Here is a 16803-nt window from a genome sequence, read left to right on the forward strand (position 1 = left end):
TGGGCAGGCCGTCGCCGGTCAGCTCCTCCCCCGTCGTATCGCCGTGCGCGGCGGTGACCGCTCCGTCCGGCAGGACGTCCTCGCCGGGCTCGAGCTCGTTGTCGCTGTTCGAGGAGAACAGGCGGGTGATCAGGCTCACAGGGACTCCCTCACTTCGGTGGGCAGGCGCAGGTGACGCGGGAGCACGAGCCCCAGCGGCAGACCCGCAGCGAAAACGGTGTCCTGCGACCCGAACGCCGGCCGCACCCGAAGACGCGCCGCGGCGGTCAGCGAGTCGATCGCCGCGCGGGCGTCCGCTTCGTGCACAGCGTCGGTGGTCGTCGCGGTGACGATTAGGCCGAAGTTGAGCAGGCCAGCACCGGAGGCCTCCTCCGCCGCGGTCGCCTGGGCGGAGCGGGTGGAGAGGGTCGAGCGGGCGGTGGGCTTGGTCGACGCGGAGCTGTTGAACTGCGCCGCGTTCAGGTCCGCCTCCACGATCGCCGCGGCGCGGGCCGGGTCGATGGGGCGGTAGAGCAGGGTGACGCGCTTGCGAGCGACGTCGCGGTGCGGCGCGAGCAGGCGCGCGAGGATCCCGGACTGCACGACTCCGCGCGGCGGGGAGGTCATCGTCCACGACGTCGACACGGCGCCGTCGTGCCGGTACGACTCCCACCGGGACTCCGCGGCCGCGGGGCCGACGTCCGTCCACGACAGCTCGGGCACGTCCCCGGAGGCGCGGGCCTCATCGATCAGGACGGCGGCGGCGGGGTCGTAGGCGATCCGGATCACCTCGCACAGCTCCTGAGCACCGAGCGGCCGGGCAGCGCCGGCCCCTGTCGCGGCAAGGCTCGTCGTCAGGCCGGGCAGGCGGGCGGCGAGGTCGGCGGCGACCTCCTTCGCGTTGCGGCGCTTCCCGCCGATGCGAGACAGGGAAGAGAAGGTGATCGCGACGTAGGCGCGGATCGTGGCAGACCCGACCGGGTAGCTGCTCACGACCTCCGAGAGCATCGCTCGAGCGAACTCCGGCGCATCCGGGTCCATCGACCCCTCGACCTCCGAGCGCAGGCGCGTACCGGTGTCGGGGGCCGTCTCGACGGTGACGGAGGCGGCCTCGATGCCGGGCTCGTCTCCAAGGTTGGAGAGCCAAATGCCGTACTCCGCGACCTGGTTGTTGACCTGCTCCTGATCCACCAGCGCGGCGCCGTCCGGCTCGGTAGCGATTACGACGGTGTAGTGCTTGGTGGAGGGGACGTGCACGAGAGCGAATCGGCGCCCGTGCGAGTCCTCGTGCTCGGAGAGCTGCGACGCCGCAGCGAGTCCGGGGAGCTGGAAGGTGCCCCATTTCGCCCGACCCGCGGGACCTGAACGGTAGACGTTCGCTCCCTTGGCCTTCGTCCGCATCCAGTTCACGCGATTCACCGTCCTTCCGAGGGCGCTCTGCCCGTGCTTGTCCTTCACCGAAACCGTCAGCAAGATCCCGCCGAAGATCGCGGCGACGATCAGCGCGGCCACGAGGCCGGAGAACATCGACGCGATGATCGAGGAGAGGATGCCGACGAACAGCACGCCCGTGGCGAGCTGTCCGAGGCCGCCGAGTCCCGCAGTCTGCGGGCGACGCCAATTGCCGTACGTGCGCGGCGCCTCAGCGCTGCGCGTAGGAGTTGCCGTGCTCATCAGTTCCCGCTTCCGTTGCCGCCAGTGGCGTCGTCCGTGGCGGCCTTGACCGCCCCTGCTGCGTGCTTCGCGCCTTCGGCGGCCTTCCCTGCCACCGCAAGGCCGACACCGATCGGGCCTCCTGCCGCGGCTGCGGCACCACCGCCTGCCGCCGCACCGCCCGCTGCCGCACCACCGCCGGCCGCAGCTCCGCCAGCTGCGCCACCGCCTGCTGCTGCGCCGCCGCCTGCACCGGAGGCGGCCGGAGTCGCCGCGGGTGACCCCTTGCTGCCGGCGGAGGCGCTACTGCCGGACGGTGCGGAGCCGAAGCCACCGCCGCCGGGCGACCCTCCGCCCCCGCCGCTGTCGCCTCCGCTGCGCGAGCGGATTGCTCCGCTGGCAATCTCCGCCGCTCCACCGGCCGCGGCCGCACCGAGCAGGAGGCCTGCACCGCCACCGCCACCGCCCACCGAGGCGACAGCGGGGACGAGGAAGCGCATCAGCGCGGGCAGGGCCACGAGCGCGATGAGCATCAGCGCGAGGCCCGTGACGATCTGGAACAGCCCGGTCCCGTCCGACTTGAACAGATCAGTGCCGGTCATCCGGAACGCGATCGCGTAGACGATCGCCGCGGCGGGCTTGTAGAGGATGAAGGCGAGGGTCCAGGCCATCGTCTTCTTGAACCACTGCTGCCCGATTTCCGTATTGGTCGCGGCCGCAGCGATCGGGAAGATGCCGGCGAGGACGACGAGCATCGCGCCGCGGAACACCATGAGCGCGATCTGAACGTAGGTCATGAGCACGGCGAGGATGCCGAGGAGGAACAAGCCGATGAGGCCGATACCCGACGTTGCGGTCAGCGAAATCATCGCGAAGATGTTCGTGCCGAAGCAGTTGCTCTCACCGTTGGTGACGTCGCAGTCGGTGGAGTTGTTGAGGATCCAGATCGAGAAGGCGTCGCCTGCCTGCGTGGCGAGACGGATCACGACGAGTCCCGCGCCGGCGACGGCGATCAGCGTCAGTACCGACCGGGCGAGGGTGCGCAACTCGCCCGCACGCTGCGTCCAGACCATGCGGCCGGCGGCGACGAGGATCGACAGGATCGCGAGTCCTCCGGCGTACCACTCGAGCTGCCCTTGCACCCAGCCGACGACGCTCGAAGATTCGTTGAGGTGCAGCGCCAGGGGTAGGAACCCCGTGACGAGCGCTGAGGCGGAGGAGAGCAGGAAGACGGCGAAGATGATGACGCCGATGCGTCCCATGTGCGCCTCGCCGTCGCCGTGGCGGCGACGGGTGCTCATCATGACGCCGGCGATGATGAGCGACATGACCGCGAGGCCCGCCGCGACCCACGTCACGTAGCCGAGGATCGTCTCGAACGCTTCCGGCAGGGGCGGGGTACCGCCACCGTTAACGCCGCCTCCCCGGTCGACCACGGTCACCGGGGAGGGAACGTTCACCCAGAGGGTGCCGAGCGAGACGACCGCTTTGCCGAAGCCCTCCAAGATGTTGTTCACGAACTGCTGCAAGGCGTCGTTAGACGCCTTCGAGACGACTTCGCCGATGCCTGCTGATGACCAGCACACGACGTCCCACGCTGCGCAGGGCTCGCCTGCGGGTGGAGTCACTGTCATTCGGTACCTGCCCAAGGGATATAGCCGCCCAAGCTGGTGAGTGCGGTCGGACGGAACGGCGGCTGACCGTCAGCGGTCAACACCGACTTCCAGTCGCCGTCGACCCACGTCACGGGAGCGGGGAAGCTGAGGAGCTGATTGGTGTTAGAGCGGAAGGCGATGTCGATCGTGGCTTCGTCCGCGGTGTACGAGCTCACGCGGAAGCCGACGATCTGGACACTGCCTCCGGTGTTGCTCTGGGGAATGTCCGCGGCGATCGCGGCATCGCGACCAGCGCCAGGCGCGGTCTGGCGCTCGAGAACGGCGTCGGCCAGGCGCCCATCCGTTCCCATCGCCCAGAGGTTCGCCACCGAGAAGAGCGATCCTTCGACGGTGTGCGCGTAGCAGCTGCGCAGCCCGTCCTCTCCGATCACGCCGGGGCCGGCGGTGTCCGACGACGGTGCGGCCATCGTGCCGACGATGGTCCAGTCGGTGACAGGTGCCGTCGAGAGCGTTCCGCTCTCGTCGTAACCGGGAAGGTTGCAGACGCTTGCTGCGGCGGTGTCGGTTTCCGGTGAGGCGGTGACGGCGGGCGTCGCGGAGGTGGCGGGAGCACTCTGCCCGCCACCTCCGCCCAGGGACGTAATCGCGAGGAGGATCGCCGCCAGCACGAGGACTCCGAAGATGATGGCTCCGAAGATGAATCCTCGACTGGTGAACGGGTTGCGGGACTCCGTGTCGCTCATGACGTCGTGCCTTTCGTTGGTGATGCGGTCGGTTTCCTCCGGACGCTACGCGCCCATGAGGAAGCCGACGATCGTGAACGCGGCGGACACGATGATCACGCCGACGAGCAGGCGGCCGAGCCAGCCGCCGATCTCTCCGCCTTCGCCGCGGCGGGCGGAGACGGTCATGGTGACGCCGAGGATGATCAGGCCGACGACGGCGACGCCGAGGCCGACCCACTTGGCCCAGCCCATGACGGTGGTAAAGGCCTCGAACCCGGGGGGCATGCCGCCGGGTCCCGGGTCGGGCACGACGGCGCCGAGCGCGCCTGCGGTGGTGAGGATGTCGGTCGTCGCTGCGAGCAGGGACATGAGGTGCTCCGTTTCGTTGGTGGTGCTGGGGGGATCGACGTCGCGGTCGCGACGCCGAAGAGGTCCGGTTATCCGGTGGTGAGGGGTCCGTCCGCGAACCCCACGTCGAAGTGGAGGTGGTTCGGGGTATCGGTGAACTGAGTGATGTGCTCGTAGCTGGTCGAGCGGCACTGGATTTGGCCGGCCCGGGAGCCCTGGGGCACCTGCGGGTCCAGAACGGTGAGGAGTTTCAGCGCGTTGGGGTCGCAGCCGGTGGTGGCCGTGCCGTCGAAGGAGAAGAAGTCGACCGCGTGACCGCCGCCATTGATCCAGTGCGAGGAGCCGGTGCCTGCGCCCAGGAGCGAGCCGGTGCACTGTCGGTTGAGGTCGGAGACGCCGACCTTCCCGAACGTGTTCAGCGCGATGGTGATGACCTGGAGGATCCGGACGTCGATGCCGCAGTTCTCTTTGGCGGTCCCGGCGGCCATGTCGCGGATCTGCTGCGCGTAGCGGTCCTCGAGTAGGCGCAGGCGCCCCTCGTCCATCGCCGTCACGAGTCCGGCGGCGAGGGCCTGCGCGTCTCCGGACACGGCTACGCATCCACCGACCGGCGCAGCCGTCGTAGGCGTGGTGCTGGTCGGCGTCGACGGAACACTGACCGGTGCGCCGGTCGTCGCCGGCCCCGTCGTGCTGCTACCGAGCCCGTTCAGGTAGGTCATGATCGCCACGGCGTCGGCGCGGTACTTCGTGTAGTGGTTCGGGTCGGCGTTGCGCTGGACCTTGTTGATCGCGATGGAGGGCTCCATTGCCGGCCAGCCCTCGACGGCCACGAGGCGGTCGTAGAAGAAGCCCGCCGAGGTCGTCGGGTCCATGCGCTGCTCGACGGTGCCCCAGCTCGACTGCTGCTGGAACAGGCCGATCGAGTCAGCGACCGATCCGTCCGGGTTGATCGCGCCGTCGCCGTAGGTGATATTCACCAGCGAGGACTCCCCGATCGCCGTCTGGACACCGAGCGTCTGCCCGTCCGCGCCGAGCCCCTTCGCTGCACCTGCATTGACGATCAGTGCTGCGTTCACGAGCTGGTCGTGCCCGTAGGCCCCGACCTTCGCGTCCGCCGGGATCGCGGACACGTTGACCGGGCCTCCACCAGGTAGGCATGCGGCCGCGGCCGATCCGCCGAAGAACAGCACCCACAGCAGTAGCGCCACGGTGACGATCGGCACCATAACCGCCGCCAGTACCCCAATTCCCCCCTTCTGCACCGGCCTACTCCGAGGCCAGGGGGGTGATCTGCTCGACGCCCCAGGGCGCCGTCTCTACAGCACGGTGGACGTAGACCGAGTAGTCCCCAGCGTCGGTGGGCACCAGAACGCGAATGGTGAACGTGCCGTCGCCGTCCCGGACCCGAGCATCGCCGGTCAACGACGTGCAGGGCACGTTCATCGGATCGACCGTCTCGTAGGCGATCGCCGCTTGCTGAGTCAGGAACGGGTAGAGCTCCGCGATCCAGGTGTCGTAGTCGAGCGTCGGGCGGCAGAACGCCGTCACTGCCGAGGCCGCGAGGGCAAGCGCGTCGTTCTCGACTCCCGGAACGGGAACCGGCTCAGAGTCGACCGGAGCGGCGGCCGCAGTCGGCGTCGCCTCAGCCGTGCTGGCCGCAGTCGAGCCCGATGCAGAAGGGATCTGGGCGGTCGGCGTCGGTGCAGTTCGTGCTGTTTCGGGAGCAGCGCCCGAGCACCCTGCCAATGCGAGCACAGCCGCAGCGGCCATCGCGGCGCAGAGGCCGGTGCCGGTGTGCTTCGTGTGCTTCATGTCGTTGGTTCCCCTCGTTGCCTTCATCACAATCTAGTCCCAAACTGCCCGTTTGGACACTCGTAGATGCCCAAATGGGACACTGACTGTCTACACTGACGGCACGTCGGTAGCCGCCGACCTAGAATCGTGGTGTGGAGGTGGACTCAACGAACGTCAATGCCGTCATAGGCGAGGCCGTCAAGAGCGCCATCTACGACGCCGGTTTCAACGTGAAGGCCGCGGCTGAGCGAGCCGGCCTGCCCTACCGGACCGTCCTTCGGTACATCAAGGGAGAACGGGACATGCCTGTCCCTGTTCTTCTCGCGCTCGCGCACGCCACGAACGCCGATTTGGACTCGCTCGTGAAGCAGCTTCAGGGCCGAGTAGCCTTTAAGGAACTGGTCAGCTACGTCACAGACGGCGAATCCATGCCGACTGAGGAATCCAGCGCTCTACGTCCCGCCGAATTGGCGCGTCGTCTCTCACTGGTCTTCACTTCACGAGGCCTCGACGCCACTACCTCCCGCACCAGAATTTCCGAGATCCTTCTCCTCAGCGGGGCCTCGATCGATCGCCAGGAATGGGGCCTGCTCATGGCCGGGCAACTCCCCTCGGCACCACGAGTCGAAGTGCTCTTCGCCGTGGCCGAAGCACTCGACGTCGACCCCGACTACTTGCTCAGAGACGACCCCGAGCTGGTCGAGGCCGTGGAAGCCCGCCTCGGGTTCGACGGCACCATGCGCTCGCTCGGCATCGAGCGCGTCGCCGCCCGATCGCTCGGAACAATCGAGCCCGACGAGCTACGCGGCATCGCCGCCGTCGTGTCCGAAATCGTCACCGAGCTACGTCGATAGCCGGCCGCGCCGTCCTGTAGGGCCACGCAGCTCCGCTCGCGCCCGGAATGCCGTCTAAAGTGGATGAGCTTCTCCCGGCCAGGCGAACGGAGTCCATCGATGCCGTCAGACTCCACGGAACGAGGTCGCGGCCGGTGGCGGATGCTCCGCCGCAGTGGCCAAGGCCGCAGTGGATCGATCGTTCAGGCGGCCGACGAGTTCGTGAGCAGGCTCGGACTTCCGGCCGCCGCGACGTGGGACGATCTTCAATCGTCCGTCGAGAAGGTCTACGGCAAGCCGATCTATCTGATCGCCTCCGCCAGCGCTGACCTCAAATCAGTGACAGGGCTCTGGATCGACACAGCCGAGTTCGGCACCGTCGTCTGCCGAGAGAGCGACGAGCTCCACTACCAGAGCCAGAACGCGTGCCATGAGCTTGCGCACATCCTCTTCGTCTACGCTCCGGACGCCTGGTTCAGCGAGCAGATCCCGCGGCTGATCCATCCGGGCCGGCGGCACGGAGCCACACACCTCTGTGCCCCGACAGATGATCCAGAAAGCACAGAAGCGAAGGCGGAGATTGCCATCGAGGAAGTAGCTTTCGCGATGGTCCGCCGTATCCAGACACTCAATCGGACGAGCGAAGAAACGTATTTCGGATGATCCAACAGGTTTGCCTAGCGCTTCTCATTGCGCTGGTGCTTGTGCGGGCTCCTCGCGCCGCAGCGAAGCCCGCAGCGCGTCCCGCTTTCTGGGCCACGGTGAGCGGTGCCGTCGCACTCTCCACCTACGGATTCCCCATCCCCTTCTTCACATATGACGCGCTACTGGGTGGCACCAACGTCATCACCCTCGTCCGCGACCTGGCAGCAGCATCGGCCTTCTGGTTCTTCCGCGAAGCGCTCGGACGGCGCGCCGGCGGCGAAGGCCGCGTCGGCAGTCGGTGGGGCCTGGCGATCATGTTCGGCTCCTACATCGTGCCGTTCCTGCTGATCGGCAACCGGGGCCGCACAAGCGTCGACTTCATCATCGACCGCCTCGACCAGACCGCCGTCTGGCTCTACGGATCGGCCTACATGGCGACTCTCGTGTGGCTATCCGTCTCCTCGATCATCAACGCGCGTCGCAACTGGCGCGGGGTTCAGCTCGTCTTCATCACCGGATTCGCCATCACCACGATCGGCTGCTTGATCGAGATTGCCTTCCTCACAGCCTCTCACTTCGGCTACGGCGGAGACGCCTTCCGCTACTCCGCGTGGAACGCCGCTGAGATACCGTTCTTCCTCGGTCTTCTCATCATCATGCTCGGCATCGGGTGGACGGCGATCGTCGTTCCTCTCCGTCGCCGGATCGACGTCGCTCGAGCATCGAAGGCCGCCGTCCGACACGGCCTCATCGAGCGACCACCGTTCACGACCTACCTGAGCGACCGGCGATTGATCGCACACGCTCAACAGATCCTCGTGCTCACGAAGAACGCTGAGGTTCGCGGAGAGGGCGCGTTCACCTTTGACGAGAATGCAGCTGTCGCTCGGGTCCGCACGCTCATCGCTCCCGACCAGGCGTTCACTCCGCGAGTGATCGGCGGCGGCTTCCGGAAGGCCGCATAGCCGGTGAGCGCACTCTGGGTCGCGATCCCCGCAGTTGGTGTCGGCGTCGCCGGAGCCGCGGTCGTCGCCACCGTTGCGCGCCGTGTCATCCGACCGCAGCGCAGCCGCCCAACACCGATCGTCGCGGTTCCGACGCCCGATCGCATCGTCCTCGGTCCTACTCCGATCACGAAGCAGAACGGCAAGCTCGGCCTGCTCTACGACGACGAAACCCGCCACGCGGTCCTCGGTCCGATCCTGCGAAGCGGACCAGACGGGATCGAACGCATCCTCACACTCAATGCTGATGCCCCCTCCCCCACGGCCGGCTCCCTGAGTCGACCCATCGGGAATGTGTTCGCGACGGCCCGAGAACTCGACCCGGACGCCCGCGAGGTGACCGTCGAAACCGAGCTTGGACAGGCGCCTGCCTGGTTGTTTTCCGGCAAAGGAGACGCCGCAGACACTTGGGCGATCCACATCCACGGCAGTCTGTCCGGCCGAGACGCTGCCTTTCGCTCCGTGCATGCACTCAGAGGCACCGGCTACACCTCACTGGTGCCTTCCTTCCGCGGTGACGGAGAAGGCCCAACGGCGCCACTCAATGCGTTCACGCTCGGTCAGACCGAATGGGTCGACGTCGACGCTGCGATCGCGCTCGCTCTCGAGCGGGGAGCGCGCCGGGTCGTCCTCGTCGGCTGGTCCAGCGGCGCCTCAATGGCGTTGCGCCTCGCCACGAGCTCGTCGCACCGATCCAGAATCGCAGGCTTGATCCTTGTCTCCCCCGTCCTCAGTTGGCGCAACAGCGTGCTCTTCAGCGCCGCTAACGCCGGAGTCCCCCGTGTCGTCGCTGCGGCCGCCACATGGGCTCTCGGCGCCCGCGGTGTCAGTCGTCTACTGGGCTCACCAGTTCCTCTCAACTTCAAAGCACTCGACTGGATAGACGCAGCCGCACCACTACGCATACCGGTGCTCCTGATTCATTCGGGGGGTGATCGCACCACGCCGTTCAGCGACTCCCGTTCGTTCAGCAACGCGCACGTGAATGCGACGCTGATCGCCAGCGACCCCGCCGGCCACGCCCTCGAATGGAACGCCGATCCAGAGCGATTCGAATCCGCCGTTCGCTCCTGGTGCAACAGCGCCATTTAGATTCTGCATGAGAATCAAGATAGCCAGATACCTATATAGGTATCTGGCTATCTTCGAGGGGCTCGGGCTCAGCTGAGCGGGTTCCGGTCGCGGTACTCGCTCAGGGCCGTTTCCACGATGTTCTTCTTAGTGCGACCGGTCGCGGCTCGCAGGTCTTGGACGTAGTACGACAGCTCGGCATCGACGTCCACATGCAGAACCTCCGTGGGCTGCTTCCGCGGCGGCGTGGCCGCCGTGCCCGCATTCGCCCGCGATACCGGGGCTGCTACCGGCGCCGGTGCGGGCGTCGGAGCCGGACGAGGCTTGGACGCGATCGGGTCGCTGCGGTCGGGCGCCGGCTGTGCTCGGCGCGGGAGGCTGGCGGGGCGATCTTCGTTCGTCATCGGATGACCTTTCGTGCGAGTTCACGGTATGCGGCGGCGACGGGTGCGCCCTTGCGGAAGTTGCCGTACCAGTCGTGCGAGTACCGGACCTCTCCGACGATGGTCCGGTGCGGGACGAGCGGAGTCAGGAGAAGCCCCGTCTCTCGCATCTGCTCGATGCTGTGCGTAGCCTCTCGCGGCGTGATCGTCTCCTTGTAGCCGCCAACGATGATGCCGGCCTCCTCGACCGCTGCGCGGTCGCTGAGGTCGTTGTAGCGGCGCACACTCTCCTGTGCACCAATGAATCCGTCCACGCCGTCAGCGGTGGGCGTGGCGGCGTAGATCACTGACTCCGCCGCCGTCAGGGCGTTGTAGATCAGCGACCCGCCCTGGCGGTTCGGGCAGTCGATGATCGCGAGGTCCGCAGGCACATCCTCGAGCGAGTCCGCCAAGCGATGCCCGACTTCTCCGGGATCGTCCGTTTCGCGTGCGCTCACGCTGCGGTCGGACGGGATCACTCGAAGGTTCGAGTGAAAGGGCGAAGGCACGGCGAGCTCGTCCGCCCATCCCCTCGGGTCGGCGTTACCCAGGATCGCTCCGACGTCGAGCCCGACGTCGACGGGCTGCGCGTCGAGCCACTTCGTGGTCGCGCCACGCGGATCCAGGTCGATCAGGATCACCCGCCGCCCCTCCTCGGCCGCCACCATCGCCAGGGAGACCGCGGTGGTGCTCTTCGTCGCACCGCCGCTCTCGCTGTAGATCATCATTGTCTGCATGCCGCAAACCTATATGGCTATCTATCCACCTAGCAAACTACCCAGATACCTATATAGGTATCTGGGTAGGACTCGCCCGGTATGAGCACCCGATCCCGCTCGGTGCGCGGGCTGGGAGCGAGTGTCGGTGGGGCCGACCTACACTCGGACGCATTCGAACATATGTTCGATGAGACGAGGAGGGGGCCGACCATGAGCGTGACCGTTGTGGAGCGCATCGCGACTCCGGCCTCGGACGCCGTCGCCGTCGCCTTCCTCGTCACCAGTGACGCGGTGGCTGCCGGGTTCCCGTCGCCGGCACAGGACTACTTCGACGGGTCCCTCGACCTCAACGACCACCTCATCCGGGACAAGACCTCGACGTTCATCGTCCGCGTCTCGGGCGAGAGCATGACCGGCGCGGGCATCAGCGACGGCGACGAGCTCGTGGTCGACCGGTCGATCACGCCGACGCACGGGAGCGTGGTCATCGCGATCCTCGACGGCGAGCTGACCGTCAAGCGCCTCGAGCTGCACCCCGGGGGAGTGGTGCTGCGGGCGGAGAACCCGGAGTACCCGCCGATCCACGTCGCCGAGCTGAGTGACCTCCAGGTGTGGGGCGTCGTCACGGTCTGTCTCCACCGGCTGCACCGTGCGCTCTGAGCGGCGCGTCGGCCTGGTCGACGTGAACAGCTTCTACGTCTCCTGCGAGCGGCTATTCGACCCCAAGCTCGCCGGCCGGCCCGTTGTCGTCCTCTCGAACAACGACGGCTGCGTGGTCGCCCGCTCCGACGAGGTGAAGCAGCTCGGCATCGAGAACGGCACCCCCTGGTTCAAGATCGAACCCCTGATCCGCTCCGGCCGTCTTCCGGAGGTCATCGCCCGCTCGAGCAACTACGAGCTGTACGGCGAGCTGTCCGCCCGCGTGATGGAGCTGCTGGGCCGATACTCCGCCTGGCAGGAGGTCTACTCGATCGACGAGAGCTTCCTCGGCGTCGACGGCGACGTGGCGGAGCGGGCGAAGATCGGCCGCGCGATGCGCGCCGCCGTCGCCAAGAACGTCGGCCTGCCCGTCTGCGTCGGGTTCGGGCCGAGCAAGACGCTCGCGAAGTTCGTCAACAAGGGCGGAGCGAAGAAGCACCCGCGCCTCGGCGGGGTCTGCGACACCGACTGGTACACGCCCGATCAGCTCGACGCGCTCATGGCGTCGCAGCACGTCACTGAGCTGTGGGGAGTGGCCGGCCGCACCGGGAAGCGCCTCGCGGAGCTGTCCATCCACACGATCCGGGACCTGCGCGATGCCGACCCGGCGCTGATCCGGAAGAAGTTCTCCGTGGTGCTGCAGCGCTCCGTCTACGAGCTGCGCGGGGTCGACTGCATCCCGCTCGAGGCGGCCCGCACCGTCCGGGATCAGCTGATCTTCTCGCGCTCGTTCGCCACTCCGGTGACGACGATCGCGGACATGGAGCAGGTGCTCTCCGTCTACGCGCAACGCGCCGCGCACCGCCTGCGCGCGCAGGGGTCGGTGACGAAGACGATGAGCGTCTTCGCGTCGACGTCGCCGTTCGCGGACGCGCCGTACGAGTCCGCCGGCGGCCTCGCCGGCTTCCCCGTGCCCACCGACGACCCGGTGGGTATCGTCAAGGCCGCGATCGCGACGTTGCGCCCGCGGCTGCGCGAGGGCGCCCGCTACGTGCGGGCCGGCGTCATCCTCACCAACCTGTCGCCGAAGGACTCCCACGCCTTCCTCGACGTGTTCGATACGGCTTTCGACTCCAAGGGTCTGGGCGCCACGATCGACGCCGTGACGAAACGCCACGGCCGCTCCGCGGTCGGACTGGGCCTCGCCGGGATCCGCAAGGGGCCGGTCTGGACGATGAAGCGCGAAGCGCTCTCGCTGCGCGCCACGACCCACTGGGCCGAGCTGGCGACCGCTCACGCCCGCTGACTTCTATCGGCGGCCAGCCTCCTCAGATAGAATGTTCTATAGGAGGTGGTTGCCGTGTCGATCATTCAGAGGCCCGATGGGGAGACCATCCGCAAGCTGCGCAGCTTGCAGGTCGTAACGCGGGTGTCATATCTTCGCGCGCTGCGCCGCGCTGCGGAGGACACCACGCAGAGGCAGCTCGCGCAAGAAATTGGAATCTCACAGCCCTCCGTCAACAGCGCATTGAAGTCCGCGGCCGCAGTGTCGGACGTGCGGCCCGGATTCTCTGGCGCAACGCCTTACGAGATTGCTCAGCGCTACGACGCGGGGGAGCTGACGAAGGAGCAGGTCATCGATGAGCTCGGCCGTTGGTCCTACCGTCCGGGGTCAGCTAGCGACGGCTACGACTGGACGACCGCGGACGCGGGAGAGTTTGCAGAGGTGCGACGCGCTCTGAGTGAGCACCTCATCGACGTCGACACATACGACGAGATCCTGGACCGCTACAGCGAGCAAGGTCGGTGACTGGGGAGGACTCGTCAGCGATCGCCAAGCACCGCGAGACAGTGCGTGCATGGGCGCGAGCGGGCGGGCCGCTGAGCCCCAAGAGCGAACACGCGACGGTGAACAACCGAGAGTGGTTCCGGCTCGGCGCCGACCAGGATTACGAGCCGCGTGGTGCGCGGCAACAACTACACGACCGCTTTGTGGCCGACTACCGCGCACAATTCCCTGACGTGCGCCAAGAGCGGAAGGCGATCATCCTTGCCGGCCCGCCTGGTGCCGGTAAATCGACCGTTCTCCGAGACGTGCTCGGCACCGACCGCAACGCCTGGCTCACCATCGACGCCGACGAGTTCAAGCGGGCGCTGCTCACCGAAGCGATCAAGGACGGCACCTACGACAGCACGATCCTGCCGCCCGAGGTCCGCGCCGCCGAGGCAGCGGGGGAGAAGTTCTTCCCGCTCGAGCTGGCCTCGCTCGTGCACGAAGAGTCTTCCATTCTCGCTATCCAACTCCGCGACGCGGCCATTCGGGACGGCCAGAACGTCGTGATCGACACCGTGCTCTCTTCGCCCGAGAAGGCGGTCGAGCTGGGGCAGCGGTTCGCGGCAGCCGGCTACAGCGTCGAAGTGATCGACGTCGAGGTGCCGTTCGAGCTGTCGGAAGCGCGGATCGCCGGCCGCTGGCAGGACTCCTACGAACGCGCCCTCGCCGGCGCCGACGAGCTCGGCGGTCGATGGGTGCCCAGCGAGTACGCCAGGAACGTTTATGCCGGCCCGGGAGGTCGGTCCCTCCCTGAGTTCGCCGCCGAGCAGCTGGCCGATACCGGCTCCACCGTGATGCGATTCCGCCGCTACAACACCCCCGCGGAAGGGCAGCCGCGCACTGTCGAGGTCGACAAGTCGCGCACTGCGTTCGGGCGCCCTCTGATCGACACCGCCCTCGCGCAGGCTCAGGCGACCGTCTCTCGCAGCTTCTCCACCACGGCGCTGACCACGGCGCCCGAGCGCGGTGACCGAGCGATCCCGGCCACCTCACCGACGCCAGCGCCGGACCGCGGCGACCGCGGTCGCTAGAGCGGCGTCGTCACCACTTAGAAAACCTGTCCACCAGGTCGACGTCGATCGAGGAGGTCCGCGGGTCCAGGCCGTCGGCCGTCTCGTCGGGGGCGTCGATGACGTCCAGGAACACGGCAGTCGCGGGCGTCACGAACGCTGAGGTCGTTCCGCGCGACGTCGGGATCTCTACGAAGGCGCCGCCGGCGGCCGCCGCCTGTTCGAGGCGCTGCGTGAGCCCGACGCGATCGACGTCGACCGGCAGCGAGAAGTGGCGCGGTCCGATAGTCAGCTCGAGCAGGTGCATGGGATTCCCGTCGTCGGCCGCTTGCCTACCAGGTACCCATCCTCCCGCGTCCTAGACGCTTCCGAGCCCGTTCCGGGGGCGCGAGATGCCCTCGCGCAGCGGCGCCGCGCGCCGCAGGTTGGAAGCCGCCACGGCGGCCCGTTCCACCTGTTTTCTTCACCTCTCCGCGGTTTCAACCTATTTCGCTCCACCGGCTGCGTGCCACCGATCCCGAACGCGGTCGCTGCGCTCCCTCACATCGCTCGTGATCGGCGTCACTCCGCCGCCTCCACTCAAACGGTCTTCCCCGCCGGAGAGGCAAAGAAAAACGATCAGCCAGAGGGAGACACACCATGAGCCAGCAGCGCGGCACCCGTACCGAGGTCATCAAGAGCGAGTACCACGGACCCGGAGCGGACGGGATCAGCCGGACCGCCCGTCAGGTGGTCATCGTCGGCGCCGGTGGCCGCGACCCGGTGACCGAGCAGACCCCGGCCGTGCACCTGGTCACCCGCGAGGGCCGCGCGGGGCTTCCCGGGGTGACGCTGCAGCACTTCGAGCCCGTGGAGGCGCTGCCCGCGGATCGCGTCGGCTACATGGCCTCCGGCGCCTACGTCGTCGTTCCGGTCGACGTCGCGCGAGCGCTCGACCTGTTCCCGGCCGCGTACGCGCTGCACGACCGCAGCGAGACGCCCGCCGACTACCGCGACAACGACTGACCCCCCCCGAACCGAGAAGGAGAACCGACATGCTCACCATCACCCACACGCCCGAAGCCGGAACGATCATCGAGGGCACCAGCCGCGGGGACGGCACCGCCGAGATCCTGAAGGCGTCCGGCTGGCGCTGGGGCCGCTCCATCGGCGCCTGGTACGTCCCGCAGTCCCGCGACCGCCTGCCGAAGTGGTGGACCATCAACCGGGCCGCGACCGCCCTGCGCGACGCCGGACACGAGGTCACGATCAAAGCCGAAGAGACGTTCCGCTCGACCGCCGAGGCGGAGGCGGCGACTATCGAGCGCCAGGCCGCCCGGGTCGACGCGCTCGACGCGAAGGCCGAGCGCCGCGCCGCGGACGCCGATACCGCCGACGCGGCCGCGCGCCGCGCGTTCGACCGGCTCCCGGAGGGTGGCGAGCCGATCAAGATCGGCCACCACTCCGAGACGCGGCACCGCAACGCGATCGAGAAGGCCCACAACGCGATGGGCCGCAGCGTCGAGGCCGACCGCGAGGCCACCCGCGCCCGCGCCCGCGCCGACGTCGCCGCCGGGACCACCGAATCCCGCTACGCGCCGGGAATGGTGGCCCGCCGCATCGACCGGCTCGATACCGACATTCGCGGCTGCACGCGGAAGATCGAGGGCAGCTCGCACAACTTCGGTGGCGGCTACATCGAGACGACCGCCCCCGCGACGGGCGCCTACCGGGAGCGGCTGCTCACCCAGCGCGCGCAGCTCGAAGACCAGCGCGACTACTGGACCGCCGTCCGCGAGGCGCAGGCCGCGGCCGGACGGGTCACGATCCACAGCCGCGACACGATCGCCAAGGGCGACATGATCAAGCACCGCTTCGGCTGGCACGTCGTTACCCGCGTGAACCCCAAGAGCGTGACTGTCGCGCTCGACTGGAACGACGGAACCCGCCCCTACAAAGTCGCCTACGCCGACGTGCAGGGACACCACACCGCCGCTGAGGTGGAGGCAGCCCGAGCCGCCGCCACCGAGACGGCCGCCGCGAGCTGATCGAGCGAGGGCTACCTACCTATATAGGTAGGTAGCCCGTGAGGGGCGGGCCCCTCACGCTCCCCGGGGATCCCGTTCCGGGAGGCGCGAGCTGCGCTCGTGCAGCGGCGACGAAGCGCCGCCTAGAGGTCGCCCGGCTGCGCCGGCCGCCGTTGGTCGCCCTACGGGCTCACACCCTTTTTTGCCGTGAAGCCTTCGGCGGCTCCCTCCGCTTCGCTGCGGTCGTAGCTACCTACGGGCTCCGTTCAAGTGGCTGCGCCACCGGCTCCTCCGAGACTTTCGGCACGCGGTCGCTGCGCTCCCTCACATCGCGCCGAAACTCTCTCCACCGCCGCCCTGCGGGTTGCACTGCGCCCTCCGGTTGCTAAGGCGGAGAACCGCCTTGACGGCAAAAAAACGATGAGGAAGAGGAAGAACATGCAGCAGATCACCACCGTCAGCACCTTCGTCCCGGCCACGAACGAGGACGGGATGCAGAGCCAGT

General features: G+C 68.0%; 20 protein-coding genes. 10 read left to right on the plus strand and 10 right to left on the minus strand.

Going from position 1 to position 16803, the window contains the following annotated elements; genetic code table 11:
* Positions 1–135 precede the first annotated feature (135 nt).
* The 6 genes from C5B92_RS14600 to C5B92_RS17000 all read right to left on the minus strand — a co-directional run bounded on the left by C5B92_RS14600 (position 136) and on the right by C5B92_RS17000 (position 6133).
* Positions 136–1653 carry an SCO6880 family protein gene (locus tag C5B92_RS14600; protein WP_181028841.1) on the minus strand — a complete coding sequence of 506 codons (1518 nt, stop codon included), beginning with the start codon at positions 1651–1653 and terminating at the stop codon, positions 136–138.
* A complete protein-coding gene (locus C5B92_RS14605; protein WP_181028842.1) occupies positions 1653–3149 on the minus strand; it encodes a hypothetical protein in 1497 nt (498 codons plus the stop codon). Before C5B92_RS14605 ends, C5B92_RS14600 begins: the two co-directional genes overlap by 1 nt.
* Positions 3150–3262: 113 nt before the next feature.
* Positions 3263–3991 carry a hypothetical protein gene (locus tag C5B92_RS14610; RefSeq protein WP_104234430.1) on the minus strand — a complete coding sequence of 243 codons (729 nt, stop codon included), beginning with the start codon at positions 3989–3991 and terminating at the stop codon, positions 3263–3265.
* Positions 3992–4036: 45 nt separating this feature from the next.
* Positions 4037–4342 carry a hypothetical protein gene (locus C5B92_RS14615; RefSeq protein WP_104234431.1) on the minus strand — a complete coding sequence of 102 codons (306 nt, stop codon included), beginning with the start codon at positions 4340–4342 and terminating at the stop codon, positions 4037–4039.
* A gap of 68 nt (positions 4343–4410) precedes the next feature.
* Entirely contained in the window at positions 4411–5547 is a 1137-nt protein-coding gene (locus C5B92_RS14620) for a hypothetical protein (RefSeq protein ID WP_104234432.1), read from the minus strand.
* A gap of 40 nt (positions 5548–5587) precedes the next feature.
* A complete protein-coding gene (locus C5B92_RS17000; RefSeq protein WP_146079342.1) occupies positions 5588–6133 on the minus strand; it encodes a hypothetical protein in 546 nt (181 codons plus the stop codon).
* Positions 6134–6267: 134 nt separating this feature from the next.
* Between C5B92_RS17000 and C5B92_RS14630 the strand changes: the two genes are divergently transcribed.
* The 4 genes from C5B92_RS14630 (at position 6268) to C5B92_RS14645 (ending at position 9689) form a co-directional block, all read left to right on the plus strand.
* On the plus strand, positions 6268–6969 hold the full coding sequence (locus tag C5B92_RS14630; protein WP_104234434.1) for a helix-turn-helix transcriptional regulator: 702 nt from the start codon (positions 6268–6270) through the stop codon (positions 6967–6969).
* 99 nt (positions 6970–7068) lie between these two features.
* Entirely contained in the window at positions 7069–7611 is a 543-nt protein-coding gene (locus C5B92_RS14635) for a hypothetical protein (protein WP_146079343.1), read from the plus strand.
* Positions 7608–8558, plus strand: a complete 951-nt coding sequence (locus tag C5B92_RS14640) for a hypothetical protein (RefSeq protein ID WP_104234436.1) — start codon at positions 7608–7610, stop codon at positions 8556–8558. Before C5B92_RS14635 ends, C5B92_RS14640 begins: the two co-directional genes overlap by 4 nt.
* Positions 8559–8561: 3 nt before the next feature.
* Positions 8562–9689, plus strand: coding sequence for a S9 family peptidase (locus tag C5B92_RS14645; RefSeq protein WP_104234437.1), 1128 nt, complete (start codon positions 8562–8564; stop codon positions 9687–9689).
* A 68-nt stretch (positions 9690–9757) separates the two neighbouring features.
* On the opposite strand, the gene C5B92_RS17005 is transcribed toward C5B92_RS14645, so the two are convergent.
* Positions 9758–10072, minus strand: a complete 315-nt coding sequence (locus C5B92_RS17005) for a hypothetical protein (RefSeq protein ID WP_146079344.1) — start codon at positions 10070–10072, stop codon at positions 9758–9760.
* Positions 10069–10827, minus strand: a complete 759-nt coding sequence (locus C5B92_RS14650) for a ParA family protein (RefSeq protein WP_104234438.1) — start codon at positions 10825–10827, stop codon at positions 10069–10071. Before C5B92_RS14650 ends, C5B92_RS17005 begins: the two co-directional genes overlap by 4 nt.
* Positions 10828–11019: 192 nt before the next feature.
* Between C5B92_RS14650 and C5B92_RS14655 the strand changes: the two genes are divergently transcribed.
* Genes C5B92_RS14655 through C5B92_RS14670 form a run of 4 tightly spaced genes read left to right on the plus strand, consistent with a single transcriptional unit; the run spans position 11020 to position 14313 of the window.
* Positions 11020–11469 (plus strand): LexA family transcriptional regulator, encoded by a 450-nt coding sequence (locus tag C5B92_RS14655; RefSeq protein WP_104234439.1) that lies wholly within the window; start codon positions 11020–11022, stop codon positions 11467–11469.
* The gene (locus C5B92_RS14660) at positions 11459–12754 is read left to right on the plus strand and encodes a Y-family DNA polymerase (RefSeq protein ID WP_104258230.1); all 1296 of its coding nucleotides are present in this window, start codon (positions 11459–11461) and stop codon (positions 12752–12754) included. Before C5B92_RS14655 ends, C5B92_RS14660 begins: the two co-directional genes overlap by 11 nt.
* 54 nt (positions 12755–12808) lie before the next feature.
* Positions 12809–13258, plus strand: a complete 450-nt coding sequence (locus C5B92_RS14665) for a winged helix-turn-helix transcriptional regulator (protein WP_104234441.1) — start codon at positions 12809–12811, stop codon at positions 13256–13258.
* Positions 13255–14313: a zeta toxin family protein gene (locus tag C5B92_RS14670; RefSeq protein ID WP_181028843.1), complete on the plus strand. Its 1059-nt coding sequence runs from the start codon at positions 13255–13257 to the stop codon at positions 14311–14313. Before C5B92_RS14665 ends, C5B92_RS14670 begins: the two co-directional genes overlap by 4 nt.
* A gap of 10 nt (positions 14314–14323) precedes the next feature.
* On the opposite strand, the gene C5B92_RS14675 is transcribed toward C5B92_RS14670, so the two are convergent.
* Positions 14324–14599 (minus strand): hypothetical protein, encoded by a 276-nt coding sequence (locus tag C5B92_RS14675; protein WP_104234442.1) that lies wholly within the window; start codon positions 14597–14599, stop codon positions 14324–14326.
* A gap of 332 nt (positions 14600–14931) precedes the next feature.
* Here C5B92_RS14675 and C5B92_RS14680 point away from each other — a divergent pair, with 332 nt between their 5' ends.
* Positions 14932–15297 carry a hypothetical protein gene (locus tag C5B92_RS14680; RefSeq protein ID WP_104234443.1) on the plus strand — a complete coding sequence of 122 codons (366 nt, stop codon included), beginning with the start codon at positions 14932–14934 and terminating at the stop codon, positions 15295–15297.
* Positions 15298–15326: 29 nt separating this feature from the next.
* A complete protein-coding gene (locus C5B92_RS14685; protein ID WP_104234444.1) occupies positions 15327–16319 on the plus strand; it encodes a DUF3560 domain-containing protein in 993 nt (330 codons plus the stop codon).
* 303 nt (positions 16320–16622) lie between these two features.
* Here the strand turns inward: C5B92_RS14685 and C5B92_RS17555 are convergent.
* A partial coding sequence (locus C5B92_RS17555) for a hypothetical protein (RefSeq protein WP_219814358.1) occupies positions 16623–16803 on the minus strand: 181 nt, incomplete at its 5' end.

Origin of the sequence: Rathayibacter sp. AY1A4 (genome assembly GCF_002930955.1) — a bacterium.
Lineage (GTDB): Bacteria > Actinomycetota > Actinomycetes > Actinomycetales > Microbacteriaceae > Rathayibacter.

What these genes read in the sequence shown, in the direction of transcription:
- C5B92_RS14650 (WP_104234438.1), bottom strand. Translation starts at nt 10,827, where the DNA reads ATGCAGACAATGATGATCTACAGCGAGAGCGGCGGTGCGACGAAGAGC.
- C5B92_RS14680 (WP_104234443.1), top strand. Translation starts at nt 14,932, where the DNA reads ATGAGCCAGCAGCGCGGCACCCGTACCGAGGTCATCAAGAGCGAGTAC.
- C5B92_RS17005 (WP_146079344.1), bottom strand. Translation starts at nt 10,072, where the DNA reads ATGACGAACGAAGATCGCCCCGCCAGCCTCCCGCGCCGAGCACAGCCG.
- C5B92_RS14615 (WP_104234431.1), bottom strand. Translation starts at nt 4,342, where the DNA reads ATGTCCCTGCTCGCAGCGACGACCGACATCCTCACCACCGCAGGCGCG.
- C5B92_RS14640 (WP_104234436.1), top strand. Translation starts at nt 7,608, where the DNA reads ATGATCCAACAGGTTTGCCTAGCGCTTCTCATTGCGCTGGTGCTTGTG.
- C5B92_RS14600 (WP_181028841.1), bottom strand. Translation starts at nt 1,653, where the DNA reads ATGAGCACGGCAACTCCTACGCGCAGCGCTGAGGCGCCGCGCACGTAC.
- C5B92_RS14635 (WP_146079343.1), top strand. Translation starts at nt 7,069, where the DNA reads ATGCCGTCAGACTCCACGGAACGAGGTCGCGGCCGGTGGCGGATGCTC.
- C5B92_RS14675 (WP_104234442.1), bottom strand. Translation starts at nt 14,599, where the DNA reads ATGCACCTGCTCGAGCTGACTATCGGACCGCGCCACTTCTCGCTGCCG.
- C5B92_RS14610 (WP_104234430.1), bottom strand. Translation starts at nt 3,991, where the DNA reads ATGAGCGACACGGAGTCCCGCAACCCGTTCACCAGTCGAGGATTCATC.
- C5B92_RS14655 (WP_104234439.1), top strand. Translation starts at nt 11,020, where the DNA reads ATGAGCGTGACCGTTGTGGAGCGCATCGCGACTCCGGCCTCGGACGCC.
- C5B92_RS14620 (WP_104234432.1), bottom strand. Translation starts at nt 5,547, where the DNA reads ATGGTGCCGATCGTCACCGTGGCGCTACTGCTGTGGGTGCTGTTCTTC.
- C5B92_RS14685 (WP_104234444.1), top strand. Translation starts at nt 15,327, where the DNA reads ATGCTCACCATCACCCACACGCCCGAAGCCGGAACGATCATCGAGGGC.
- C5B92_RS17000 (WP_146079342.1), bottom strand. Translation starts at nt 6,133, where the DNA reads ATGAAGCACACGAAGCACACCGGCACCGGCCTCTGCGCCGCGATGGCC.